At 66.5% G+C, this 23,526-nt stretch carries 20 protein-coding genes; 13 read left to right on the plus strand and 7 right to left on the minus strand.

Annotation, left to right across the window (positions count from 1 at the left end; translation table 11 throughout):
* Positions 1-50: 50 nt before the first annotated feature.
* A complete protein-coding gene (locus BR78_RS0106440) occupies positions 51-1,436 on the minus strand; it encodes an RNB domain-containing ribonuclease (RefSeq protein ID WP_025560041.1) in 1,386 nt (461 codons plus the stop codon).
* A 101-nt stretch (positions 1,437-1,537) separates the two neighbouring features.
* On the opposite strand from BR78_RS0106440, the gene BR78_RS0106445 reads away from it, so the two are divergent.
* Entirely contained in the window at positions 1,538-2,863 is a 1,326-nt protein-coding gene (locus tag BR78_RS0106445) for an MFS transporter (RefSeq protein WP_025560040.1), read from the plus strand.
* A gap of 27 nt (positions 2,864-2,890) precedes the next feature.
* On the opposite strand, the gene BR78_RS0106450 is transcribed toward BR78_RS0106445, so the two are convergent.
* Entirely contained in the window at positions 2,891-5,182 is a 2,292-nt protein-coding gene (locus tag BR78_RS0106450) for a glycoside hydrolase family 3 N-terminal domain-containing protein (RefSeq protein WP_029935753.1), read from the minus strand.
* 186 nt (positions 5,183-5,368) lie between these two features.
* Here BR78_RS0106450 and BR78_RS0106455 point away from each other — a divergent pair, with 186 nt between their 5' ends.
* Positions 5,369-6,376: a LacI family DNA-binding transcriptional regulator gene (locus BR78_RS0106455; protein ID WP_029935755.1), complete on the plus strand. Its 1,008-nt coding sequence runs from the start codon at positions 5,369-5,371 to the stop codon at positions 6,374-6,376.
* Between the two features lie 141 nt (positions 6,377-6,517).
* The gene (locus BR78_RS0106460) at positions 6,518-7,957 is read left to right on the plus strand and encodes a glucoamylase family protein (RefSeq protein ID WP_025560037.1); all 1,440 of its coding nucleotides are present in this window, start codon (positions 6,518-6,520) and stop codon (positions 7,955-7,957) included.
* A gap of 5 nt (positions 7,958-7,962) precedes the next feature.
* On the opposite strand, the gene BR78_RS0106465 is transcribed toward BR78_RS0106460, so the two are convergent.
* Entirely contained in the window at positions 7,963-8,802 is an 840-nt protein-coding gene (locus BR78_RS0106465) for a class I SAM-dependent methyltransferase (protein WP_025560036.1), read from the minus strand.
* A gap of 74 nt (positions 8,803-8,876) precedes the next feature.
* Between BR78_RS0106465 and BR78_RS0106470 the strand changes: the two genes are divergently transcribed.
* Positions 8,877-9,296, plus strand: coding sequence for a helix-turn-helix domain-containing protein (locus BR78_RS0106470; RefSeq protein WP_025560034.1), 420 nt, complete (start codon positions 8,877-8,879; stop codon positions 9,294-9,296).
* 11 nt (positions 9,297-9,307) lie between these two features.
* On the opposite strand, the gene BR78_RS0106475 is transcribed toward BR78_RS0106470, so the two are convergent.
* From BR78_RS0106475 to BR78_RS0106490, 4 genes are all read right to left on the minus strand, one after another.
* A complete protein-coding gene (locus tag BR78_RS0106475; protein ID WP_029725056.1) occupies positions 9,308-10,315 on the minus strand; it encodes a N(4)-(beta-N-acetylglucosaminyl)-L-asparaginase in 1,008 nt (335 codons plus the stop codon).
* Positions 10,312-11,043, minus strand: coding sequence for a copper homeostasis protein CutC (locus BR78_RS0106480; protein WP_025560032.1), 732 nt, complete (start codon positions 11,041-11,043; stop codon positions 10,312-10,314). The genes BR78_RS0106475 and BR78_RS0106480 overlap by 4 nt, the downstream gene beginning before the upstream one ends.
* Before the next feature lie 43 nt (positions 11,044-11,086).
* A complete protein-coding gene (locus tag BR78_RS0106485) occupies positions 11,087-12,118 on the minus strand; it encodes a substrate-binding domain-containing protein (protein WP_025560031.1) in 1,032 nt (343 codons plus the stop codon).
* Between the two features lie 274 nt (positions 12,119-12,392).
* Positions 12,393-15,308: a TonB-dependent receptor gene (locus BR78_RS0106490; RefSeq protein ID WP_029935758.1), complete on the minus strand. Its 2,916-nt coding sequence runs from the start codon at positions 15,306-15,308 to the stop codon at positions 12,393-12,395.
* A 630-nt stretch (positions 15,309-15,938) separates the two neighbouring features.
* Here BR78_RS0106490 and BR78_RS0106500 point away from each other — a divergent pair.
* The 9 genes from BR78_RS0106500 to BR78_RS0106540 are packed head-to-tail and all read left to right on the plus strand — an operon-like array spanning position 15,939 to position 23,523.
* Positions 15,939-16,523 carry a Pvc16 family protein gene (locus tag BR78_RS0106500; protein WP_197021285.1) on the plus strand — a complete coding sequence of 195 codons (585 nt, stop codon included), beginning with the start codon at positions 15,939-15,941 and terminating at the stop codon, positions 16,521-16,523.
* 7 nt (positions 16,524-16,530) lie between these two features.
* Positions 16,531-17,748 (plus strand): hypothetical protein, encoded by a 1,218-nt coding sequence (locus BR78_RS0106505; protein WP_025560027.1) that lies wholly within the window; start codon positions 16,531-16,533, stop codon positions 17,746-17,748.
* 24 nt (positions 17,749-17,772) lie between these two features.
* A complete protein-coding gene (locus tag BR78_RS20400; RefSeq protein WP_025560026.1) occupies positions 17,773-19,503 on the plus strand; it encodes a phage tail sheath family protein in 1,731 nt (576 codons plus the stop codon).
* 39 nt (positions 19,504-19,542) lie between these two features.
* Positions 19,543-19,998 carry a phage tail protein gene (locus BR78_RS0106515; RefSeq protein ID WP_025560025.1) on the plus strand — a complete coding sequence of 152 codons (456 nt, stop codon included), beginning with the start codon at positions 19,543-19,545 and terminating at the stop codon, positions 19,996-19,998.
* Positions 19,998-20,528: a phage tail protein gene (locus BR78_RS0106520; protein WP_049811453.1), complete on the plus strand. Its 531-nt coding sequence runs from the start codon at positions 19,998-20,000 to the stop codon at positions 20,526-20,528. Before BR78_RS0106515 ends, BR78_RS0106520 begins: the two co-directional genes overlap by 1 nt.
* A complete protein-coding gene (locus BR78_RS0106525) occupies positions 20,528-20,734 on the plus strand; it encodes a DUF5908 family protein (RefSeq protein WP_025560023.1) in 207 nt (68 codons plus the stop codon). Before BR78_RS0106520 ends, BR78_RS0106525 begins: the two co-directional genes overlap by 1 nt.
* A gap of 1 nt (position 20,735) precedes the next feature.
* The gene (locus BR78_RS0106530; RefSeq protein ID WP_025560022.1) at positions 20,736-21,428 is read left to right on the plus strand and encodes a CIS tube protein; all 693 of its coding nucleotides are present in this window, start codon (positions 20,736-20,738) and stop codon (positions 21,426-21,428) included.
* Positions 21,425-23,224 (plus strand): phage baseplate assembly protein V, encoded by a 1,800-nt coding sequence (locus BR78_RS0106535; protein ID WP_025560021.1) that lies wholly within the window; start codon positions 21,425-21,427, stop codon positions 23,222-23,224. The genes BR78_RS0106530 and BR78_RS0106535 overlap by 4 nt, the downstream gene beginning before the upstream one ends.
* Positions 23,224-23,523, plus strand: coding sequence for a PAAR domain-containing protein (locus BR78_RS0106540; RefSeq protein WP_025560020.1), 300 nt, complete (start codon positions 23,224-23,226; stop codon positions 23,521-23,523). The genes BR78_RS0106535 and BR78_RS0106540 overlap by 1 nt, the downstream gene beginning before the upstream one ends.
* Positions 23,524-23,526: the final 3 nt, after the last annotated feature.

The raw sequence follows: 23,526 nt of genomic DNA on the forward strand, positions 1-23,526 counted from the left end.
TTCGGCGTGCACTTGTTCCCCGTTTACGCGGCAGCCTCGCGCCCCATCCATCAAGCGGTCAGCTCGAACGTGATCCGCTGACGTTCAGGATCGGCCGCCGTCAACGTCACGGTGATCACGTCGCCGGGCTCTGCACCGGGCATTGCGAGCCGCGCAACCACGGGAAGATCGCGCAGCTGGATCCGCGCGCCGCGATCGTCTGCGTCGGTGACCACAGCGGCGAATGCCTGCCCTTCTTTGCCCTGCAGCATCACTGCCTCGGCGAGGTCGATCACTGCGCGATCGATCTGTCCGCCGATCGCGTCGGCGCGCGCCATCACCGCGGGGAGCTTCTCGAACGCCTCGGTCACCACCGCCGGCACCGGCTGCCCGTTGGCGACGGCGAGCGTGGCGCGAATGACATAGCGATCGGCGAGGCGGCGGAGCGGCGCGGTGGCATGGGCGTAGGTCGCGGCAACAGCCGCGTGCCAGGGGACGATTCCGTGCTGGAAGGGCTGGTAGGAAGCGCCCTGCCCCGCGCGGCGGACAGCGAGCATGAAGGCCGCCTGTTTGGGATCGGCCCCGTCGAGCGTCGCCTCGAACTGGGCGAGCGGCGCCATCGGCGGCCAGTCGAGCCCGAAGGCGATCGCGGTCTGGCGGAGGCGCGCAATGGCCGCGTCGTCGGGCGCGGCCATCACGCGGAACAGGCCGGTCTGGTGGGCCGAGAGCACATCCGCGATCGCCATGTTCGCCGCGAGCGACAGCGCCGCGTTGCGCTCCTCCGACACGAGGCGCGGGCGGAACACCAGTTCGAAGTTGCCGTCCTTGCGCGCGGCGACTTCCTGCTCGGGTGGATCGACGCGGGCGGCGCCCCGGCCGGCCTCGGCTTGCTGGAGACGCGAAGTGAGTTCGGCGAAACCGGGCGGCAGATCTGCGTCACGGACGCTGTCATAAGCGAGCTTGGCATTGCTGCGGATGATGGCGCGCTCGGCGCCGTCGAGATGGACCGCGCCGTCGGGCGCGACACGGACAGTGAAGATCACTGCGGGCCGGGGACCGTCGGGCAGCAGGCTCGCGGCGCCTTCGCTCAGGGCCGACGGATAGAGACCCGCTTTGCCGTCCGGAAGATAGAGCGTAGTACCGCGGCGCCAGGCTTCCGTATCGAGGGCATCGCCATCGGTGACGAACCAGGCGACATCGGCGATCGCATAATGGAGCAGCAGATCGCCGCCGCTGGGCTCGATCGCGAAGGCCTGATCGAGATCGGTGGCGCTTGCCGGATCGAGCGTGACGAAATGCCGGCCGGTGCGGTCGGCATGCTCGGTCGGGGTACGGCGGGCAGCGGCTTCGGCGGCGGCGAGCACCGCGGACGGGAAGCTCTCCGGGACCTGAAAGCGTGTGCGGATCGCGGCGAGGCCGCGGGACAGGCTGTTGGCCGGATCGGCGATGGTCTTCATGCCCTTGGGGTACACGCGCGAGCCCGCTTTGGGAAAGCCCGCGGCGCTTGATCGCCATGCGCGATCGCGGCAGACGGACGTGCGGCAGACGGAGAAAGATTTTGAAGCCTCTCCCCACGAAGGCGCGCCTCGTCTTGTTCGCCTTCGGGGACTTCGCGTTCAATCTCTATTGGCAGAGCATCATGCTCTTCCTCTTGTTCTATTATACCGACGCGCTGGGGCTGGCGATGACGACCGCCGCGGCGATCTATACCGCGGCGTCGATCTGGGACGGAATCGCGAGCTTCGTCGCCGGCGAAATCACCGATCGACGGCCGCCGAAGCGCGGCTATGGGCGCGTGCTGATCATGGGGAGCGTGCCGCTCGGGCTCGCCTGCATCCTTACCTATGCGCCGCTGGGGACCGGCGCGGCCGGGCTGACGCTGGTGGTGATCGGGCATCTGCTGTTCCGCACGGCTTATGCCGCGCTTAACGTGCCCTATCTGGCGATGGGCGCGCGGATCAGCGTCGACAGCCACGACCGGGCGTTCGTCGCGGGCGCGCGGATGCTGTTCGGAACGCTTGCCTGGGTGGTGGTGGCGCGCGGAACGGTGCCGATCGGGGCATGGCTCGGCGGCGGCGCAGTGGCGGCACAGGGGTATTTGTGGGCGGCGGTGCTGTTCGCGGTGTTGGGGACGACGATCCTGATGCTCGTGGGAGCGACCTACCGCGAGGATGCGGTGCCCGCTGCCCCTGCCCCGCCATCGGTGCGGGCCAGCGTGGCGAGCCTGATCGCCAACCGGGCGTTCGTGACGCTCAACCTGGCGATGATGGCGATGATCGTCGCGGTGACCGTACTCAACAAATCGGTGCTCTATTATTTCAAATACTTTCTCGGCAGCAACGATGCCGGGCAGAGCGCGCTGGCCTGGATGGGCGTGGTGAGCGCAGTGGCAGTGCCGGTGTGGATGCTGCTTCAGCGGGTGCTGGGGACGCGGGCCTTGTGGTTCGTCGCGGCGCTCGCGTGCATGGTGGGGCTGACGCTGTTCGCCGCCGTGCATATCGACCGTCCTGTGGCGATGCAGCTGTTCCTCGTCGGCATGCAGGCGCTGATCGTCGGGCTGCATTTCGCCTTCTGGGCAATGCTGCCCAACACGATCGAATATGGCGAGCAGGCGACCGGGCTGCGGGTCGAAGGCGCGGTGTTCGGGGCAGCGGCGTTGCTCCAGCGCGTGGCGATCGGGCTCGCGACGACGATCCTCGGGTTCGGCTTCGACAGCGCAGGCTATGTCGCAAACGTGCAGCAAAGCGCGGCGACACTGGCGGCGATGCGGTGGACGATCGCATTGGTGCCGCTGACGGCGCTCGCGGTTTCGTGCGGGCTGATGTTGCTGAACCCGCTGGGCAAGGGCGCACATGCGCGGATCGTGAAGGGGTTGGAGCGGTGAAAATCCTCCGAGCAGTGGGAGAGGATTTCAGCCCTTCACCAACTCGAACGTGCCGTGAACGCCTTCCGCCTCGGCGGAGGGGGCGATCCAGACGTCGAACGTGCCGGGCTCGACCGTCGGCTTGTTGTCGCGGCCGTAGAAAAGCAGCAGCGAACGGCTGAGCTTGAAGGTCACCGTCTCCGACGCGCCGGGGGCAAGCTTCACTTTGCGGAACGCCTTCAACTCGCGGACCGGACGAGTGATACTCGCGGCACGGTCGTGGATGTAGAGCTGGACCACCTCTTCCGCAGCGCGGGTGCCGCGGTTGGTGATCGTGGCGGTGACGGTAAGGTCGCCGGCCCATGCCAAAGTCGGCGCGACCTGGAGGCCCGAATATTCGATCTTACCGTAGGTCAGGCCGTGGCCGAACGGATACAGCGCCTTGTTCGGGATCCCGCGGTAATGCGCCTTGTACGGCTCGAGCTTGTCGTCCGACGGGTTGGGCCGGCCGGTAGGCTTGTGCGCGTAATAATAAGGCTGCTGGCCGGGCGAGCGCGGAAAGCTGCTCGGCAGGCGGCCCGAGGGGCCGTAGTCGCCGAACAGCACATCGGCAGTGGCGTTGCCGCTCTCGGTGCCGAGGAACCAGGTGACGAGGATCGCGGGCGCGCTGGCGACAGCGCCCTGCAGTGCCAATGCGCGGCCGTTTTTGAGGACCACGACTACCGGCTTGCCGACCGCAGCGACAGCCTCGGCGAGTGCCTGTTGCGGCGCGGGGACGACGATCTCGGGACGCGACTGCGCCTCGCCCGACATGTTCTCGCTTTCGCCGATCGCGAGCAGGACCACGTCGGCCGCGCGCGCGGCGGCTATTGCGGCATCGATCCCGCCGGGGAGCGCCTCCTCGACGCCCGAGCCTGCAGTGACGGTGACGCTGTTCCTGTCGGCGACCGCAGCCCGTACGCCCTCCGCGAGATCGACGGCATAATCGTTGCTGCCATAGACCACCCAGGGCCCGTTGAGGTCGTGCTTGCCCGAGGCGAACGGGCCGATGATCGCGATCTTCTTGCCCGATTTGGGCAGCGGCAGCAGATCGCCTTCGTTCTTGAGCATCACGATCGACTTGCGCCCCGCTTCCCGCGACAACGCGATCGCCGGCTTCGTGCGCGAGCGCGCCTTTTCGCGCTTGAGATCGATGCGGCGGAAGGGATCGTCGAACAGCCCGAGCGCGGCCTTGATCGCGAGGACTTTCCGCACCGAATCGTCGAGCCGCGCCTGCGGCACCTCGCCCGCCTCGACCAGCTCGGGCAAGTGCTTGCGATAGAAGCCACTGGTCATGCTCATGTCGACCCCGGCGAGGAACGCCAGCTTCGCGGCCTCGCGCGAGTCCTTCGCGAAGCCGTGGTCGATCATCTCCATGTCGCCGGTGTAATCGGAAACGACGAAGCCCTCGAAACCCCATTCGCCGCGCAGGATATCGCGCATCAGCCATTCGTTGCCCGTGGAGGGAACGCCCGAAATCTCGTTGAACGAGGCCATGAACGACATCACCCCGGCATTCACCGCCGCGCGGAACGGCGGGAAGTAGATCTCGCGCAGCGTGCGCTCGGAGACGTCGACGGTGTTGTAGTCGAGCCCCGCCTCGGCAGCGCCATAGGCCGCGAAATGCTTGGCGCAGGCCATCATCGAATCGATCGCCTTGAGATCGGGCCGCTGGAAGCCGCGGACGCGCGCCTCGGCCATCAGGACGCCGAGATGGACGTCCTCGCCGGCGCCCTCCATCGTGCGGCCCCAGCGCTGGTCTCGCGCGATGTCGACCATCGGTGCGAAGGTCCAGTCGATGCCCGAGGCGGCGCCTTCGTACGAGGCCATGCGCGCGGTGCGCTCGGCGAGATCCGGCTCGAAGCTGGCCGCCTCGCCCACCGGCACCGGGAAGATCGTGCGATGGCCGTGGATCACGTCGGCGGCGAAGAGCAACGGGATCTTGAGCCGCGATTCCTTCATCGCGACGGTCTGCATCCGGCGCGCCATCTCGGCGCCGTTGCCGTTGAACACGCCGGTGAGCTGCATCTCGCGCACTTCCTCGAGCTGCTGCTCGAAGCCCGGGCCGCTGGTGGGCGGATTGAGCTGCGTCGCGACGCCCCCGCCCCAGGCGCTGGGCATCAGCGTGAGCTGGCCGGCCTTTTCGGCGAGCGTCATCTTCGCCATCAGGCCATCGACGAAGGCGGGCACCGGCAATTGCGCCGCCGCCTCGAGCAGCGCGCGTGCCGGGCTGGAGACCCAAGCCGCAACCGCGCCTGCACCCAGCAGCGCCGCGCGTCGCGAAATCTTGGTGTCGAACATTTCAATTCCTCTCCCTGAAGGGGGCGCCCCAACCGGCGCGGCAAATCAGCGGGCTCCGCGCACGCAACTTTTGTGCTTGTTGCGGCCGACCGTAACCGGTTACATAACCTTTGACAGGCGAGGATTGCAATCGCCCTTCGGGTCTGAAACGTAGGAAACATGCGTGAGAACGGGAACAGGAGCAAAATGGGCGAGGCCACCATCCGCGATGTCGCACGCCGCGCCGAGGTTTCGGTCGCATCGGTGTCGCGCGCGCTCAACGGCCTCAACAATGTCCGCGGCGAGACGCGCGAGCGGATCCTGGCCGCCGCCACGGAGTTGGGCTATGTGCCGCATGCCGGCGCGCGCAGCCTGAGCCTGGCGCGGGCGCAGGCGATCGGCGTGGTGCTCCCCGACCTGCACGGCGAATTCTTCTCCGAATGCGTGCGCGGAATGGACCGCGAGGCGAGCCGGCGGGGCTATCTGCTGCTGCTTTCCAACATGCATGACGACAGCGAGCAGGCCGCAGTGGCGCTGCGGGCGATGCGCGGGCGAGTCGACGGGTTGCTGGTGATGGCGCCGCACATTCCGCCCGAGTCACTGGAGCGCGCGCTGCCGGCGGCCTTGCCCGTGGTGCTGATCAATGCGCCGGACGAAATTGTCTCGCGGCCGTCATTGCGGCTCGACAATCGTGCCGGAGCGGAGGCGATGGTGCGGCACCTGTTGGCGAACGGCTATCGCCACATCGTCCACATCGCGGGCCCCGAAGGCAATGTCGACGCGCGGGAGCGGCTGCAGGGCTTTCGCGATGCGCTTGCCGCGCTGGCACCCGACATGCCGGTGCGGATCATCGCGGGCGACTTCAACGAGGAAACCGGCGAAGCGGCGGCGCGGCAGATCGTGGCGAGTGGCGAACCGTGCGACGCGGTGTTCGCCGCCAACGACATGATGGCGATCGGCTGCCTCCATACGCTGCGCCAGGCGGGCAAGAATGTGCCAGAGGATATCGCAGTGGCGGGCTTCGACGACGTGCCGCTGGCGCGCTATCTCGCGCTCACCACGATGCAGGTGCGCATCGCCGAGATCGGCGCGCGCGCGGTCTCGCGGCTGATCGACATGCTCGAGGGCAAGGGCCCGGGCGCACCGATCGAACTGCACGAGCCCGAACTGATCGCGCGCGCAACCACTGCCGCCCGTGCCCCCGTGCATGGTTGAGCGGCCGCCCCTTTTTGCACGGACGACGCGGGAGGCGGCACGCCTTTCGCGTGCGCATCGTGTAACCGGTTCCACAACACCCCTCCTGGGAGGCGGCGCCGCGTGCGTCGCCTCCCGTCTTTTTGGGGCATAAGGACGAACATGATCGACAGACGCGCGCTACTGACCCGTTCCTCGCTGCTCGCGGCGGCGGGCGCCCTACCCGCCTGCACACCCATGGCCAGGCCCGGCGGCGCGCCGGCCGGCAATAGCCTCCCGGCATTTTACGAGGATATCGAGGAGCGCACCTTTCGCTGGTTCTGGGATACGGTGAACCGCAAGAACGGGCTGGTGCCCGATCGCTGGCCGACCCCCAGCTTCTGCTCGATCGCGTCGGTCGGCTTCGGGTTGACCGCCTATCCGATCGGCGTCGAGCGCGGCTGGTGCACCCGCGCCGAGGCGCGCGATCTGACCCTCACCACGCTGAGGTTCTTCTGGAACGCGCCGCAGGGACCCGAGCCGACCGGCAAGGCCGGGTACAAGGGTTTCTTCTATCATTTCATCGACATGGAGACCGGCGCGCGGTTCCGCGATGTCGAGCTCTCCAGCGTCGATACCACGCTTCTGCTGATGGGCGTGCTGTTCGCGGGGCGCTATTACGATCGCGACCACCCCGCCGAGGCGGAGATCCGCAAGCTGGCCCAGGCGATCTACGCCCGCGCCGACTGGAACTTCTTCCGCTCGGACGGGCGCAAGCCGGTCTCGATGGGCTGGCATCCCGAGCGCGGGCTGATCCCGGCAAGCTGGGTCGGGTATAACGAGGGCATGTTCGTCTATGTGCTGGGGCTCGGCGCGCCCGAGCATCCGCTGCCGGCGGACAGCTGGGAGGCCTGGACCGCGAACTACGCGCGTTGCTGGCGCGGCGAAGGCGCGACTCGCCACCTCGCCTTCGCGCCTTTGTTCGGTCACCAGTACAGCCATATCTGGATCGACTTCCGCGGTATCCGGGATCGGGTGATGCGCGAGGAGGGGCTCGATTATTTCGAGAACAGCCGCCGCGCGACCTATGCCAACCGCGCCTATTGCACCGCCAATCCGAAGCGCTGGGACGGCTGGTCCAGCGATGTCTGGGGACTCACTGCCTGCGACGGACCGGGCGATTACCAACGGGAGTTCAAGGGCGAGAGCCGGCAGTTCTTCGGCTATGCCGCGCGGGGGCCGCTGGGCCAGCCCGACGAGCGCGACGACGGCACGCTGGCGCCGACCGCGGCTCTGGGCAGCCTACCCTTCGCGCCCGAAATCGTCATCCCCTGCACCAAAGCGCTGCGCCGCGATCATGGCGATCGGCTCTACGGCAAATACGGGTTCCTCGACTCGTTCAACCCGAGTTTCCGGTTCACCGATGTGCGTCAGGACACCGGCAGCTTCGATCCCGTGCACGGATGGTATGCCAAGGACCATCTGGGCATCGACCAGGGACCGATCCTGCTCCAGGCCGCCAATTACCGCGACGACTTCGTCTGGCGGCACATGCGCGAGGAACCGGCGATCCGCCGCGGGCTCACACTGGCCGGGTTCAAGGGCGGCTGGCTGGGCGGCTGAGCCGGTCAGCCTGCAAACCCGGCAATGCGCCAGCATGCTGCCGTGAAACGCACCTCCTTTTGGTGGAGATAGCGATCGAAAGCGGCGCGCACCGCCTCGATGAGGCGGTCGCGCACCGGCGGTTCGACCTGGCCGATCACCCTGCCGAGCGGTCCGAGCCTCGTGAAATAGCGCTCCAGTTCGGCTTCCGGCATCGCGCAGGGGATATCGAGCGGGCGTAGCGCGATGCCGCTCCATCCGCCTTGTTCGAGGATAAGCCGGACGCGCTCCGGATCGGCGAAGCCGAACTGGCCGGGCGCGTCGGGCTTGCGCGTCGGGAGGCAAGGCAGCAACGGCGCCGCGGCACGCTCGGCGGCGGTCATGAAAGGATTGTCCTCTGCGCTTCGCCACGCGATCAGGTCGAGCGCCGCGCCGCGCCGTGCACTGCGGCGTAGATTGGCGAAGGCCGCAATCGGACCGCCGAAGAACATCACGCCGAAACGCGACACGATCCGGTCGAAGCGGTCTTGCTCGAAGCGGTGCGTTTCCGCGTCGGCGAGAAGGAAATCGGCCGTCGCGCCCTCCCAGCCGGCGCGGGCGCGGGCGGCCTCGATCATCGGGGCGGAGATGTCGACCCCGGTGCAGCGTGACGCAGGTCCCAGCGACCGCGCGATCGCGACGGTCGTGCTGCCGGTGCCGCAGCCGATATCGAGCACTTCGCGCGCGGCCTGCGCAGTGGCGCCTTCGACGAGCAATCGCTCGAACGGCGCGAACAACCGGTCGAGCAGATCCTGTCCGTCGACCCATGCATGGCCGGCGGTGCCGTTCCACAATGCTGCCTGATCCTCCGGTGCCTCTGCCTGCATTTTCCTGCCTCCTGCTTGCGATTCGCGGTTCGAAGCTGCATTGTGCCACTTCAAGTCGACTTGAGGTCAAGGGCGTGCGTGACCTGGATATATCGGAAGTGGCGCGGCGCTCGGGCGTGCGCGCCTCTGCGCTGCGACATTATGAGGAAAAGGGGCTGATCGCCTCGATCGGCAGGCGCGGCCTGCGGCGGCTATATGATGCTGAAGTGCTCGAACGGCTGGCGCTGATCGCGCTGGGCCGCACCGCCGGCTTCTCGCTCGACGAGATCGCCGGCATGTTCGGGCCGGGCGGGCCGCAGATCGATCGGCAGATGCTCGCCGCCAAAGCCGACGAGCTCGATGCCACGATCCGCAAGCTCGGCGCGATCCGCGAGGGACTGCGCCACGCCGCCGCCTGCCCGGCCCCCAGCCACATGGAATGCCCGACCTTCCAGCGCATCCTGCGCGGGGCAGTTCGCGGCCGCGCCGGATCCTCGCGGTTCGGCAAGGCCTAAGTCGATACGGCCTAGCCCGGCTGAGCGAAGAGGCTTGCCGAGGGCAGCACCTCCGCGGCGCCCGAATGGCGCGTCACCGCATAGGTGAAGCCGGGCAGCAGCGCATAGGCGCCGACGCTGCCGTCATGGCCGAGCGCGAGGAAGCCGACCTGCAATCCCTTGATCGCCGCGCCGCGCAGCCGGGCGATGTGCTTGACCGCCTCCTCGCACGCCGCCTGGGGCGAGAGACCGGCGCGCATCGAGGCGACGACGCGGGCGGTGCCGGCGATGCGGGTGACTTCTTCGCCGACGCCGGTCGAAGCGGCCGCACCGACGCCTTTCTCCAGAAACAGGCCGGCGCCGGCCTGCGGCGAATCGCCGACGCGACCGCGCATCTTGAAGGCCATTCCGGAAGTGGTGCAGGCCGCCGCCAGATGCCCGTCGAGCCCGCGGGCGAGGATCCCGATCGTGTCGTGATTGAGACTCGAGCCGGGCGGCCCCGGCAGCTGGTTCTCGATATTGGCGACGGGCTGGTAGTGCGCAGTCTTCAGCCACTCGCGCCACGCCTGTTCGGCCTCGGGCGTCAACAATTTGGTCCGCTTCATGCCCTGATCGAGCGCGAAGCGGGTGGCGCCTTCGCCGACGAGCAAGGTGTGCGGAGTCTTCTCCATCACCAGCCGCGCGACCGAGATCGCGTGGACCACGTCCTCGAGCGCGGCGACCGCCCCCACGCGGCCGTCCTCGTCCATGATGATCGCGTCGAGCGTCACATGACCGTCGCGGTCGGGATAGCCGCCATAGCCCACCGAATGATTGGTCGGATCGGCCTCTGGTACCTTGGCCCCGGCCTCCACGGCGTCGAGTACGGTGCCGCCGGCCTTCAGGCGCGCGAGGGCCGCTTCGTTCGCAGCCTTGCCGAAATCCCAGGTGGAGACGATCGCGACGGGATCGGCGGCAACGCTCGCCCTGGCCGCGCTCGCGGCCAGCGTAGCCGCTGCGCCAAGGCCGAGCGCGCCGCGCCGTGAGATCGCTTCGTTCATGCTGTCTCCTGTTTCGAGAGCGCCGCACGCAATTGCGCGACGATCGTCCTGTCTGTCTGGCGGCGCGGGCCGGTGGCGAAGCCGAGCCGCAGCACGGCCGCATCGAGCTCGGCGCCGGGGGCGCTCGCGGATCCGTGCACTTCGCGCACGCCGGTCTCCGCGACGAGGCGCGCGACATTGTCGGGATTGATCCCTGCCCCGGCGATGATCGACAACCGCTCTCCGGCCTCGACCACCATCGCGGCGAGGGTCTTCATGCCTTCGACCGCAGAGGGCGCGCCGCCCGAGCTGAGGATCTTGTCATAGCCGAGCGCAGCGACCTCGCCCACCGCCGCGACCGGATCGGGAACGAGGTCGATCGCGCGGTGCAGCACGATAGTGGCGTCCCGCGCGGCATCGCGGAAGCGCGCCAGCGTATCGAGGTCGAGCCCGCCATCGGGCCGCAGTGCGCCGACCACCACGCCGGCGACTCCACGCGCGACCGCGAGGCGGATCTCCTCGACCATCAACGCCGCCTCGCCTTCGGCCAGCACGAAGCTTCCCGCGCGGGGGCGAATCATCATGTGCGTCGGGCACTCGGTCTGCAGCGCCTGCTCCAGCAGAGCGGCCGAGGGCGTGAGGCCGCCCAGCTCGAGCGCGGAGCATAATTCGATCCGGTCCGCGCCGCCCGCAACGGCTGCCCGAAGTCCAGTGGAATCGTCGACGCAGATTTCGAGGAGGGCCGGCACCGGCCGCTTGTAGGTAATTCGGCCGCAGGATTGAAGGGGGGCGTCAGGGCAGCGCGGAAGCGTCCAGCGGCAGCGCGAGCTGGATCGCCTCGAGCGAGCGATCCCGGACCTTTTTCGGCAAGGCGATCAGGCCGTGCTTCGCCAGCGGACCGCCCGGCACCCACATCGTCGCGTAGAGGTTCAGGAAATCCTCCAGCCCCGGCACGGCCTTCAGATGCCGTTTCTTGATGTAGAGATAGAGCGTGCGCACGCCCGGATATTTGGCGCTGGCGATGGCATCGTAGGCGGGTACCACGCCGTCGATCGGAATACCGTGCAATCGGCCGATATTCTCTTCGAGGTACGAATAGCCGAGTACGCCGACCGCATTGGGGTTCTGCGCCAGCGCCTCGACGATCTGCGTGTCGTCCTCTCCCTTTTCGATAAAGGCGCCGTCGGTCCGGATGCGGCGGCAGGCATTGTCGAACAGCGCGGGATCGGTCGCGGCTTTCAAGTCCTTCGCCTGGGGCATCGCCTCGAGGCACCCAGGCTCGAGAATCAATTCGACGAACGCGTCGCGCGTACCGCTGGTCGCGGGCGGGCCCATCACGAGGATCGGAATGGAGGGAAGGCCGGGATTGACGTCCTTCCACGTCTTCGCGGCGGTGGGCTTGTCCATCGGGTTCGCCGCGAGAGCGAGATAGATGTCCTTGCGGCTTAGCCGGAGCTTGGGCCCCGCATTGGATTCGACCAGCGCGATGCCGTCGAGTCCGATCGGAATCTCCAGGAGATCTCCGACACCATTGGCCTGACACTTGTCGAACTCGGTGCGGCGCATCCTTCGCGAGGCATTGGCGATGTCGGGATAATCATATCCGGCACCTTCGCAGAACCGCCGGATGCCGGCGGTGGTGCCGGTCGATTCGATCGTGGGTTCCAGGCGGCCCTTCCCGGCCCTGACAAAGGCGTTCGCGACAGCCTTGGTGAACGGATAGACCGTCGACGATCCGGTTGCCCGGATCTGGCGAGAAGAACCGACGTCGCACGAAGCGAGCGCGAGCGTCGCACATGCCAGAGCAGCAAGTCGGCCAAACATCGCCGTTCCTCCCCTTCAGCCAATTGTTTTGGGGGCGCAGAGCACAGGCGTCCGTCCGGGCGCCATTGTCCGGCCGGCGGGTTACTTCCGTATGACAGCCGCGCCCTTTACCGGCTTCCACGCGACATGCGCGTTGCGCTGGTCGGCGTCACGCCTCGCGGTTACGCCGGCCGGAACCGCGGGAGGCTTGCCGGCGGCCGAGCCGAACACACGGATGTCAATTCACAGAAGGGATGACGGGGCGCACAGGGAAGGCGCCCCGCCAAGGGATCCCTCAGAAACGGTAGCCCAGACGGAACTGGACGCGCCGCGGCAGGGTGATCGTGTTGGCACCTATATTGCCGGGGACGAGCGGATCGGTGGCCGAGAAGTAGGTATCGAAATCCTTGAAATTCTTGTTGTTGAATGCATTCAGGAGATCGACCGCGGCCTCGAGATTGTCGCCGCCCAGGATCTTGAAGTTCTTCGACAGCGTCAGGTTCACTTCGCAGAAGGCGAACAGTCCCTCGATGCAGTTCTTCTCGGGATAGGAGGCGGTCAGCAGCGAAGCGCCGCTGTCCGAACCGCGCGTGCCGTCGGTCACCTGATAGGCGGCACCGCTGCCCAGCTGGGTGATCGTGGCGAACTTGAAGCCGAGCGGCAAATCGACGATGCCCGAGATCACGAGCCGGTGGCGCTCGTCGCCGGCGCGCGGACGCCAGCCATAGCCATCGGGCGTGAGGGCATCGAGGCTGAACAGGTCGCCGCCATTCTGCTCGGATTTGCTGAGGGTATAGGCGATGTTCAGGCCCCAGCCCGAGGACCGGGTATAGTTCTTGTCGAGCGTGAAATAGAGCGCCTTGTAGCGCGTATCGAGCCCATCATAGCCGATCAGCACGTTGGCATAGCCGAACGGCACCACCGTCGAGGTGTTGCAGCAGCCGCCGAGCCCGTTGTTCTGGCGCGTGGCGAACAGATGCGTGTAGCCGTTTCGGCCGCGCTGGTACGAACCAGTGAGCGACGCTTCGAACGGGCCGATGCGCTGACGGACGCCGAGGCTGAACTGGTCGTTGACCGGCGGCTTGGCGTCGTTCTTGACGGCGAACAGTTCGGGCAGGCCGGTGGTCGCGGTGGCGCGCAATTGGATCAGGCCCTCGCGAGTCAGATAAGCAGGGTTCCACGCCACCGTGGGAAGGCCCGAACGCGGCGAGCCGTCGGCCGAGAAGCGGAACACGCCGACCGGATTCACCCGGCGCGATAGTTCGTCGACGGTGTTGTTGAAGTTGTTACGATCATAATAGCGGCCGGCACCGCCGAAGATCACCGTACTGCGATCGCCCTTGAGATCGTACGAGAAGCCGAAGCGCGGCGCGAACGCGCCGGTGAACGGCTTACGATCTGTCCCGTCGGTGATGTAGTTCTCGGGATTGAAATAGAAGGTGCTCGGCAACGAGCGCAGCGCCGCGGCCGCGCTGGCGGGCGTCACATATTCGTTGGCGAAGCCGTTGGTCTCGTAATCCCAGCGCAGGCCGAGATTGAGCTCGAGCCGGTCGGTGATGCTCCAGTCGTCCTGGAGATAGACGCCGACCTGCGTATTCGAGTCCTGGATCAGCGAATTGCCGAGCCCCAGACGCGCTTCGGCAGGGAAGGAGAAATTGAGGTTGTTCCCCGGCTCGCGGCGATAGGTGTAGCGCGGCTGGAGATAGGCTCGGTTGTCGAACTCGATGTCGGTCACTTCCACGCGGACACCGGCCTTGAACACGTGGCCGTCGATGCCGGTATAAGTGACGTCATCGCGGATCGTATAACCCTGCTGGACTTCGCGGCGAGTCGAGTCCTTGCCGCCGATGATGATCACGTCCGCATATTCGAACGAGGGCAGATCGGGGTTCAACGAGGTCGGGTTGAAGACGTAGTTCAGATAATTGGCGCTGAACTCGTTGGTGAAGTCGGTGCCCGCCATCGTGTATTTGAACAGGTAGGTCTCGACCGTGTTGAGCTTGTTCTCGGCGCCCTCGTACGAGACGGTGTTGCCGAAGCCCTGGATGTCGCTTTCCTCGCGCCGGCTGTACGACAGATCGAAGGTCTGCCGGTCATCGGGAGTGAAGGTCAGCTTGCCGAAATAGAAATCGCCGCGGAACGGGCTGACAAAGGCGCCGGTATAGTCGCTGAGCCTCTTGCCCGAAAATTGCTCGAACTCGGCGACCGCGGCGGGCGTGGCGTTGGGATTGCCGACATTGAACGCGCGATCCTGATCGTTGCCTTCATAGGCGCCGAAGAAGAACAATTTGTCCTTGATGATCGGGCCGCCGAGCGAGATGCCATATTGCTTGCGCTCGAAAGCGGGCTCGGGGCGGTTGTTGCGCTTGTCGAGATACGCCTTCTCGCTCAGGCCCTTGTCGGTATATTGGCCGAATATCTCGCCGTGGAACTCGTTGGTACCCGACTTGGTCACCGCTGTGACGATCGCGGCGCCGGCCTGTTCGTACTCGGCCTTGTAGTTCTGCGTCAGCACGCGGAATTCCTGCACGGCGAGCTGGCCGAACGGATTGCCGCGGCTGTTCTGCTGGCCGGCAACGCCGCCCTCGCGCAGCTTGTTTTTCAGGCTGACACCGTCGATGAAGACGTTGACTTGGCTTGCCGTCGATGCGCCCGAAGTGAAACTCTTGTCGGTCTCGCTGTCGTTGTAGCGCACGCCCGGGGCGAGCGCGACGAAGGACAGGAAGTTGCGGTCGGTCTGCGGCAGCGTGCGGATCTGCTCCTGGCTGACGTTGGTCGCGACCTCGCTGGTGCGGGTCTCGGTCAGCCGCGAGCCGGTGACGACTATCTCGTTTCCGGTATCGTTGACGCCGCCCGCGACTTCCGCTCCTACCGCCAGGTCCAGCGACGCCGCCTGGCCGACGCCGAGCGTGACGGTCTGGCTGGCGGTCTGCTCACCCGCGGTTGCAGTGACTTCGTACGAGCCGGGCCGGAGCCCGCTCAGTGTATAGCGGCCATCGGCGGCGCTTGTGGCGCGATAGGTCTGGTTGGTCCCGGTATTGCGCGCGGTAACCTGCGCCCCTGCGGCCGCGCTGCCGTCGCCTGCGCGAACCTGTCCGCGGATCGAGCCCGTGGTGACCTGCGCCGCAGCCGGCGCGGGCAGCACCGCCGCGCCCCCCGCCAGCATCGTCGCAGCTGCCAAATGCGCCCTGAACATCCTGCCCTTGATCATCATTTTTTCCTTCTCGCAATTCTAATATTCTTCAGGCCGTTACAGCCGGTTGGGGTTGGTCCGCAGCGAAACGCGTCGCGGCTCGCGATGCGCGAACATCGATATCTGGGAGATATTCGGATCGACGGGGCAGGCTGATCGCGGCGGCGCCCGGTCCGCCGAAATTTTCTCGCGCGCCCCCTCGCGAGGTCCGACGCCGGGTCGCCCGATTGCCGCCGGGTTCATGCTTTCGCTCTCTCCCTACCCGGTTTGTAACCGGTTACATATCTTGTGGAACGAACAGATCGTCCGACAGCGATGTCAAGGAGCTTTGCTACGCTGTCAATCCCATCGCGGCATTAAGAACCTTCTCATAAGCAAGTGACCGTAACAGCGTGGCCGAACGGCAACAGTTCTGCTCCCTTATGGAACTGATGCAGGCCATGACCCGGCTTCCTGGAACGGCAACATGCATCCGCCGCGCATGCCTCCGTATCGGACGAGCATTTCGGATGCGTCGTCTGTTGCCAGCGCGCCCGGTCCCGATAGGCTCAGGAACAAGTCGCACCGAGTCCAGCCGTGCCCGAGCAGGCGCGGCGGCGTCATCCGTTCCGCGTGACACCTCGAGGGGGAAGATCTTGGCCCATGGTCATGATCAACGATGTTCTGTTGTCCGTCCGCAACCGGATCGAATCCGCGCTGCAGGCGACGCAGGCGCGCGACGAGGAATGGATCCGGCTGACCAATCTGACCGGGTTGGACGGCGCGGTGCAGCCCGACATCGCCGGACGGATCGTGATGTCGCTCGCGGCGCTCCAGCACGATACCAGCCTCGGCTCGTTCCCGCCGGTCCGCGCGAGCGGGGGCGACAGCTATGCGATCTCCAGCGCGCCGCAATTCATCGATGCCTATGTCCTGTTCACGTCGTGCTTCGTCGAGGCGAGCTATGTGGCGGGGCTCGCGATCCTCTCGCGCGTGATCGAATATCTCCAGGAATATCCGGTATTCGATGCCGCGAGTTCCCCCGACATCGGCAGCCGGATGGGCAATCTGGCGATCGAATTGGTCAGCCTCGATCTGGGGCAGGTCAGCCATCTCGCCACTTATACCGGGCTGAAGGGGCAGCCCTTCGTACTCTATCGCCTGCGCCGCCTGCCCTTTGCCGGCGCGGCGATCACGTCGGTGGCGCCGGCGGTGCGCGAGGTGCCCCCGCCCCTGCTCCAGCCGAGGGACTGAGCCGGGGATGACGACGATCTTCGATTCCTTCCTCGATCAGGCGCTGCGCAGCCTGCGGCTCACCGCGCTGCAGCCGCCTCCCCCGCAGACGCCGCTGCCGCCGCGCGCCGCGCTCGCCGGGCGCTATGATCGTTGCATCTCGATCGACATCCGGCATCAATTCTACAATCGCAGCGCAGGGGTCTGCACCGATATCGCCGTCGAGCCGACACGGCGCACGCTCGAGCGGCTGGCATTGTACGGCTATGTCGTGCGGCGCCGCGCCGACGGCATCGACCTGTTCTGGGATACCGCGGTCAAGGCGCAGGCGAACGAGATCTTCGCCAAGCTGCAGCGGCGTTTCGGGCAAGTGCCGCAGGATGTCTGGGCGCGGCTCTACGAACCGCCTCTGCTATTCATGCTGCACGTCGACAATCCGCGCTTCGCAGTGTTCACCGACATGCCGACCGACCACCGGATCGGCGATCCGCCCTTGCGCCTGTCGAGCCGCGCCAACGTGCCCGGCGAGATGGGCACGGCGGCGCTGACGATCGACTGGAGCACCCGGCTCGCCCGGCCGAGCATCGTCGACACGCGCGGCATGGAAGGCGTCGGCACCAGCGTGCCCCCGCCCAAAAAGGACGAGGAGAAAGAGGAGGACGAAAAGGAACCTCCCCCCGACCCCACCAAACAGGGCCCGGCCGCGCAGGAGCGCATGCAGGTCGAGCATCGATCGCAGGCGCTGGCGCTGCTCGACCTGCACTTCACCCGCGCCGATCCCGAGCCGTTCGAGGGCTGGGACGGCATGCCGGTCGACCGGGCGCCGAAGAAACCGCGATCGGGCAAGCCCGATTTCTTTCGCCCAGTGACCTACACGATCCAGTTCGCCGCGCGGCAGACGCGGTGGCGTTATTTCGTCGCGGCGCGCAGCGGCACGCTCGACGGTGCCAGCCTCAGCGTCGTCACGCCCGACGGCAGCGATGCCGGCTTCCGCCTCGACGAGACACCCCATCTCCTCCCCGACGGGCGACCCGCCGCGTGCCTGACCGGCGATGCTCCGCGCGCGATCCTCGCCAGCCCCGAGGCGCAGCTCGCTTTGGCCGGGAAGCCGCTGGGCGGACGCAGCTATCCCCGCATCCTGGTCGACCGGCTTCCCGGTCCCGCGACCGACAGCGTCATCCCGGCCATGCCGCCGCGCGGCGGCCAGCCGCCGCCGGCCTGGTCCGACATCTACGTGTTCGTCTGAAAGCCTCCAGAAGGGAGATACGCGATGGCCAGCCAATACAAGACACCGGGCGTCTACATCCAGGAACCCGACAGCTTCCCGCCCTCGATCGTCGGCGTGGATACCGCGGTCCCCTGCTTCATCGGCTATACCGAACGGGCGACCGATACCGACAAGCGCGTGCTGACGCTGATTCCCAAGCGCATCGAATCCATGGCCGAGTTCGTCCAGCTGTACGGGCGCGGCTATTCGCAGAAATATTATCTCGCGGCAGCCGATGCCGAGGCCCCGGCGAACGACGACGCGGCGACGACTTCCCCCGACATGAACTGGGGCAATGTCTCGCTCGACGGCAACACGTCCTATGCGCTGATGCAGGTCGGCAAGACGGTGTTCAATCTCTACAACAGCATGCGGCTGTTCTACGCGAATGGCGGCGGTCCCTGCTATGTGATCTCGTGCGGGGCGTTCGAGACCAACGGCAATCCCACACCGATCTCCGCCGACGATTTCGAGGAAGCGCTGGGCGTGTGCGAAAGCTTTGTCGGGCCGACCATGGTCGCGATCCCCGACGCGATCCAGCTCGCCGACAAGAACCAGTTCGCCAATGTGACCGCCCGCATGCTGCGCAGCTGTGCCAAGACCGGCGATCGCATGGCTCTACTCGACATATGGGGCGCGAACACGCTCCAGCCGCGTGAGGACTGGAAGCCGGCGATCACCGATTTCCGCAGCGGCGTGGCCTCGCAGGTACCGCCCGAGATGTGGCGTTTCGGCGTGGCCTATTTCCCGCCGCTGGTGACGTCGGTTGTGTCGCCGAGCGAGATCGACATCTCGAACTTCGCGACCGACGACACCAACAAGGCCACCCTACAGGCCGCGTTGCTCGGCGTGCTGAGCGCGGCCTATCCGGCCCCGCCCCCGCCCCCGGCACCTGCGCCGAGCCCCGCCCCGACTCCGGCGCCGACCCCCACGCCCACGCCGACTCCCCCGGCGCTCGCCGCGCTGAACGCCAAGGGCCAGACGATCTATACCAGCTATGTCGACAAGATCGGTACTTCGCTGGCGGTGCTGCCCAAGCCCGCCGACGCCAATTCGGTCGCGGCGGGGATCACGCACAAGCAGCTCACTTCGGCGCTGACCGCTACCGTGCCCGGTTTCCAGAACCTGCTCGCCGCGGTGGCAGCGACACAGGGCGTCCTGCCGACCAGCGGTGCGATCGCCGGCGTCTGGGCGACCAACGACGCTTCGCGCGGCGTGTGGAACGCGCCCGCCAATGTCGGCATCGCGACGATGGTGATGCCCAAGCTGCCGATCGCCGGCGACGACCAGGACGATCTCAACGTCCCCACCCAGGGCCTCGCGGTCAACGCGATCCGCACCTTCCAGGGCCGCGGCAGCCTGATCTGGGGCGCACGCACGCTCGACAGCCTGTCGAACGACTGGCGCTACATCCAGGTGCGGCGGACGATGATCTATGTCGAGCAATCGGTGAAGCAGGCATTGGACGCGATGGTCTTCCGCCCCAACACGGCGCAGACCTGGGTCACGGTGGTCTCGATGATCGAGAGCTTCCTCCACGGCCTCTGGGCCTCGGGTGGGCTGATGGGGAACAGCCCGGCGCAGGCGTACAATGTCGTCGCCGGGCTCGGCAGCACGATGACGCCCGACGACGTGCTCAACGGCGTGATGCGCGTGCAGGTGACGCTGCAGATGGTCCACCCGGCCGAGTTCATCGAACTCACCTTCAAGCAGCAGATGCTCGGCGGCGCCTGAGGCCCGCTTTCCCTATCCCTCTTCTGACAGGAGCAGATCATGGCTGACGGCAGTGCACAGGACGAAGTCTGGCCGCTTCCCAAATTCTATTTCAACATCGATCTCGGCGACGGCAAGACGCAGGGTTTCTCCGAGATCAGCGGGCTCGAGAGCGAGACCAAGGCGATCGAATATCGCCATGGCGACAGCGCGGTGTTCGCGCCGATCAAGATGCCGGGCCTCAGGAGCGTCGGCAACGTCACGCTCAAGAAGGGCGTGTTCACCAAGGATTCGATCTTTTGGACGTGGTTCAACGAGACCCAACTCAACATCATCAAGCGCCGGACGGTGATCATCAACCTTCTCAACGAGAAGGCGTCACCGATGATGACATGGACGTTGACCAACGCCTTCCCGGTCAAGATGCAGGCGACCGATCTCAAGTCCGACGCCAGCGAAGTGGCGATCGAGACGCTCGAGATCGCCTATGAGACGCTGGCGGTGAAGGCTGCCTGATGCCGCCGGCCGGCGCCCCTGCCGCCAAGGCTGCCGTCGACCCTCGCGAGCGTCCGCTGCGCACCGACGGCATCTATGTGCCGCCGCCGGTATTCGCTTTCCGCGTCGATATCGACGGCGCGGAAAGCGACACCAGCTTTCAGGAGGTATCGGGGCTCGAGGTGCAGTTCGAGACCGAAGATGTTGTCGAAGGCGGGCAGAACCGCTTCGTCCACAAGCTTCCGGTACGGACCAAATACTCCAATTTGCTGCTCAAGCGCGGTGTGGTGACGCAAGGATCGGCGTTCGGCGGCTGGGTGTCGCGCGCACTCTCGGCGGGGCTGGTGCGGCAGGGTGGCGGCGCGAAGACGATCGGCATCAAGCTGATCAACGAGAAGAAGCAGCCGCTGATCGCGTGGAACGTGTTCGGCGCCTATCCGCTGCGCTGGGAACACACCCCGCTCAATGCGATGGGCAACGACGTGCTGATCGAGACCGTTGAGCTCAGCTACCAGTTCTTCCAGCGCCAGAATTTCCCGCAGGCCGCCTGATGCCGCTGGAAATCCGCCAGATCGCGATCCAGATGCGCGTCGCCGAGGATCCAGGCGAGCAGGACGAACCGAACCGCTCGCGCTCGGTGCTCGACCTAGTCGATTGCGACTGCGACGAGACCGACGAAGAGGAGAAGGAATCGGCCCTGGTCGAGCGCTGCGTCGAGGCGGTGCTCGCCGAACTCGCACGCCGCGCGGAGTGGTGAGATGGCCGGCAAGGGCGGGCTCGACAAGCTGACCATCACCGGCTTCGCCGATCCGGGCTTCAACAGCCCGGCCAAGACTCGCCCCAATCCGATCAAGGCGATGATCAACCCCGATCAATATTCGCAGGCGATGGGAGTCTGCTACACGAAGCAGCAAGGCGCCGGCGGCACCGGCAAGAAAGTGGTGTTCAATCGCGACAAGGGCGAAGCGCTGGAGCTTGCCCTCGTATTCGACGGCACCGGCACCGTGCCCGGCGCGCCGACCAAATCGGTCGACGACCAGCTCGCCGACCTCAAGCGGCTGATCTACGAGATCAACGGCGAGATCCATTCGCCCAATTACGTCCAGCTCGCCTGGGGCAGCCTGTTGTTCAAGGGTCGGCTCAAGACGATGGGGATCGATTATACGCTGTTCGCCCCCGACGGCACCGCGCTGCGCGCCAAGGTCAAAGCCACCTTTCTCGGCTATCACGACAATACCGACGGGCGCGCCGCACAGAAACTGAGCTCGCCCGACATGACGCATGTCGTCACCGTACTCGCAGGTGACACGCTGCCCCTGCTCTGCCACCGCATCTATGGCGACAGCCGCTATTATCTCGCTGTCGCCGACCATAATCGGCTCGACGATTTCCGCACGCTGGAGCCAGGCCAGGCCTTGCTCTTCCCGCCGATCGCGCAGGCCGGGCGATGAACGCGCTCTCGCCCGGTTCGAAGACCGGCCTTCCGGTCAAGCTGGCGCTCACTGCCGACGATACGGTGATCGATACCGATCAGATCGCTTCGGTCGAGATCTGGTGGCAGGCCAATCGCGTGCCCCGCGCGCGGATCGTTATCTATGACGGCCAGCCCGACAGCGAGAGCTTCCCGTTCAGCGATGCCGAGACCTTCGTGCCGGGGACCCGGATCGTGCTTTCGGCGGGCTACGGCGCCAAGCTCGCGGTGATCCACCAGGGCATTGTGGTGCGCCACGGGCTGCGCATCGTCCCCGGCGCTTCGGCCCAGCTCGTCGTGGACACCAGCGATCCGCTGCTCAAGATGACGCTCGCGCGGCATAGCGCGGTTACCGAGAAAGCGACCGACGCGGCGCTGATCTCGGCTCTGGTATCGGCCAATGGCGGCAGCGTCGGCAGCAACGCCGCAGGCACCACGCAAGTCGAGGCGATGGTGCAGGCGCATGCATCGGACTGGGACCTGATGCTGCTCCGCGCCGAAGCGAGCGGCTGCGTGGTGGTGGTCGAGGACAATGAAGTCGCCGTGATCACGCCCACCGCTCCGACCAGCCCGGTTCTCACGCTCGAATATGGTGAGTCGATCCTTAGCTTCGACGCGCAGATCGACGCCGTGCCCCGGCTCGGCGACGGTGTCGTGAACAGCCGGGCGTGGAGCTATGCGGACCAGGCCGTTACCGAGGCGACGCCCGCCGGCAGCACCGACGTCACGCTTCCCGGCAACCTCGAGGCCGCGGCGCTCGCCGACGTTCTGGGCATCCCCGCTTTTGTCCAGCAGACCGCCGCGGCGCGATCGGAGGACGAACTCGGAAAATGGTCGGCCGCGGCGCTGATGCGCGCCAAGCTTTCGCAATTCACCGGCACCGTGAAGTTCCAGGGCAGTGCGCTGGCGCGACCGGGCAAGCAGGTCACGCTCGCCGGGCTGGGCGAGCGCTTCAACGGCGACGCGTTCATCAGCGGGGTCCACCATTTGATCCGCGGCGGCGACTGGCACACCACCGCCGATCTCGGCATGCCCGCCGAACGCTTCGCCAGCCGCAACACCAGGATCGCCGATCCGCCCGCGGCCGGATTGGCGCCGCCGCTCAAGGGGCTGCATGTCGGGCAAGTGAAGGCCGTCGCGGAGGACCCGAACGGCGACTTTCGCGTGCAGGTGACGCTGCCGCTCATCGATGCGGAGAATGCGATCTGGGCGCGACTGGCCCAGCCTTATGCTTCGAGCGGGTTCGGCTGGTCCTTCTTCCCCGAAGTCGGCGACGAAGTCGTGCTCGGCTTCATGAACGAGGACCCGGCCAGCGCCGTGATCCTTGCCAGCGTTTATTCGAACCAGCGCGCACCGACCCATTCCCCCGACAAGTCCAATGACATCAAGGCTTTGGTCACCCGATCGAAGATGGAGGTGAACTTCAACGACAAGGACGTGATCCTCAAGATCAGCACTCCGGGAGGACGCTATGTCGAGCTGGACGACAAGACGGGCACGGTCACGGTCACCGATCCGAACGCCAACAAGCTTGTGATGAAAAGCGATACGGTCGACCTGATCAGCGCCGCCAAGATGACGATCAAATCGGCCACCGACATGACGATCGATTGCGGTGCCAACCTCACCGTCAAGGCTGTCGCCAAATGCGACATGAGCGCGGTGCAGATCAACGCCACCGCATCCGGCCAGCTCGCACTGGCGAGCAACGGCATGGGCTCGCTCAAGGCCGCCGCGATCCTCGAAGTCAACGGCGCGCTGGTGAAGATCAATTGATGCCCCCCGCCGCGCGCCTCACCGACATGCATGTCTGCCCGATGGTCACTCCCGGACTTCCGCCGATCCCGCATGTCGGCGGCCCGATCAGCGGACCCGGCGCCCCGACCGTGCTGATCGGCAGCCTCCCCGCCGCTCGCGTCGGCGACATGGCGGTGTGCGTCGGCCCGCCCGACAGCATCGTGAAGGGCTCCGCGACCGTGCTGATCGCCGGCATGCCCGCCGCCCGGATCGGCGACAATTGCGCGCATGGCGGCAGCATCGTGCTCGGCCTGCCGACCGTGCTGATCGGGGGCTAGGCG

It is taken from the genome of Sphingomonas sp. UNC305MFCol5.2 (assembly GCF_000712135.1).
In the GTDB taxonomy this organism is placed as follows: domain Bacteria; phylum Pseudomonadota; class Alphaproteobacteria; order Sphingomonadales; family Sphingomonadaceae; genus Sphingomonas.

Coding starts and splice junctions, on each gene's coding strand:
- BR78_RS0106520 (WP_049811453.1), top strand. CDS start 19,998: ATGCCGCCGGCCGGCGCCCCTGCCGCCAAGGCTGCCGTCGACCCTCGC.
- BR78_RS0106460 (WP_025560037.1), top strand. CDS start 6,518: ATGATCGACAGACGCGCGCTACTGACCCGTTCCTCGCTGCTCGCGGCG.
- BR78_RS0106530 (WP_025560022.1), top strand. CDS start 20,736: ATGGCCGGCAAGGGCGGGCTCGACAAGCTGACCATCACCGGCTTCGCC.
- BR78_RS0106440 (WP_025560041.1), bottom strand. CDS start 1,436: ATGAAGACCATCGCCGATCCGGCCAACAGCCTGTCCCGCGGCCTCGCC.
- BR78_RS0106465 (WP_025560036.1), bottom strand. CDS start 8,802: ATGCAGGCAGAGGCACCGGAGGATCAGGCAGCATTGTGGAACGGCACC.
- BR78_RS0106455 (WP_029935755.1), top strand. CDS start 5,369: ATGGGCGAGGCCACCATCCGCGATGTCGCACGCCGCGCCGAGGTTTCG.
- BR78_RS0106485 (WP_025560031.1), bottom strand. CDS start 12,118: ATGTTTGGCCGACTTGCTGCTCTGGCATGTGCGACGCTCGCGCTCGCT.
- BR78_RS0106540 (WP_025560020.1), top strand. CDS start 23,224: ATGCCCCCCGCCGCGCGCCTCACCGACATGCATGTCTGCCCGATGGTC.
- BR78_RS0106490 (WP_029935758.1), bottom strand. CDS start 15,308: ATGATCAAGGGCAGGATGTTCAGGGCGCATTTGGCAGCTGCGACGATG.
- BR78_RS0106475 (WP_029725056.1), bottom strand. CDS start 10,315: ATGAACGAAGCGATCTCACGGCGCGGCGCGCTCGGCCTTGGCGCAGCG.
- BR78_RS0106515 (WP_025560025.1), top strand. CDS start 19,543: ATGGCTGACGGCAGTGCACAGGACGAAGTCTGGCCGCTTCCCAAATTC.
- BR78_RS0106525 (WP_025560023.1), top strand. CDS start 20,528: ATGCCGCTGGAAATCCGCCAGATCGCGATCCAGATGCGCGTCGCCGAG.
- BR78_RS0106500 (WP_197021285.1), top strand. CDS start 15,939: ATGATCAACGATGTTCTGTTGTCCGTCCGCAACCGGATCGAATCCGCG.
- BR78_RS0106450 (WP_029935753.1), bottom strand. CDS start 5,182: ATGTTCGACACCAAGATTTCGCGACGCGCGGCGCTGCTGGGTGCAGGC.
- BR78_RS20400 (WP_025560026.1), top strand. CDS start 17,773: ATGGCCAGCCAATACAAGACACCGGGCGTCTACATCCAGGAACCCGAC.
- BR78_RS0106535 (WP_025560021.1), top strand. CDS start 21,425: ATGAACGCGCTCTCGCCCGGTTCGAAGACCGGCCTTCCGGTCAAGCTG.
- BR78_RS0106505 (WP_025560027.1), top strand. CDS start 16,531: ATGACGACGATCTTCGATTCCTTCCTCGATCAGGCGCTGCGCAGCCTG.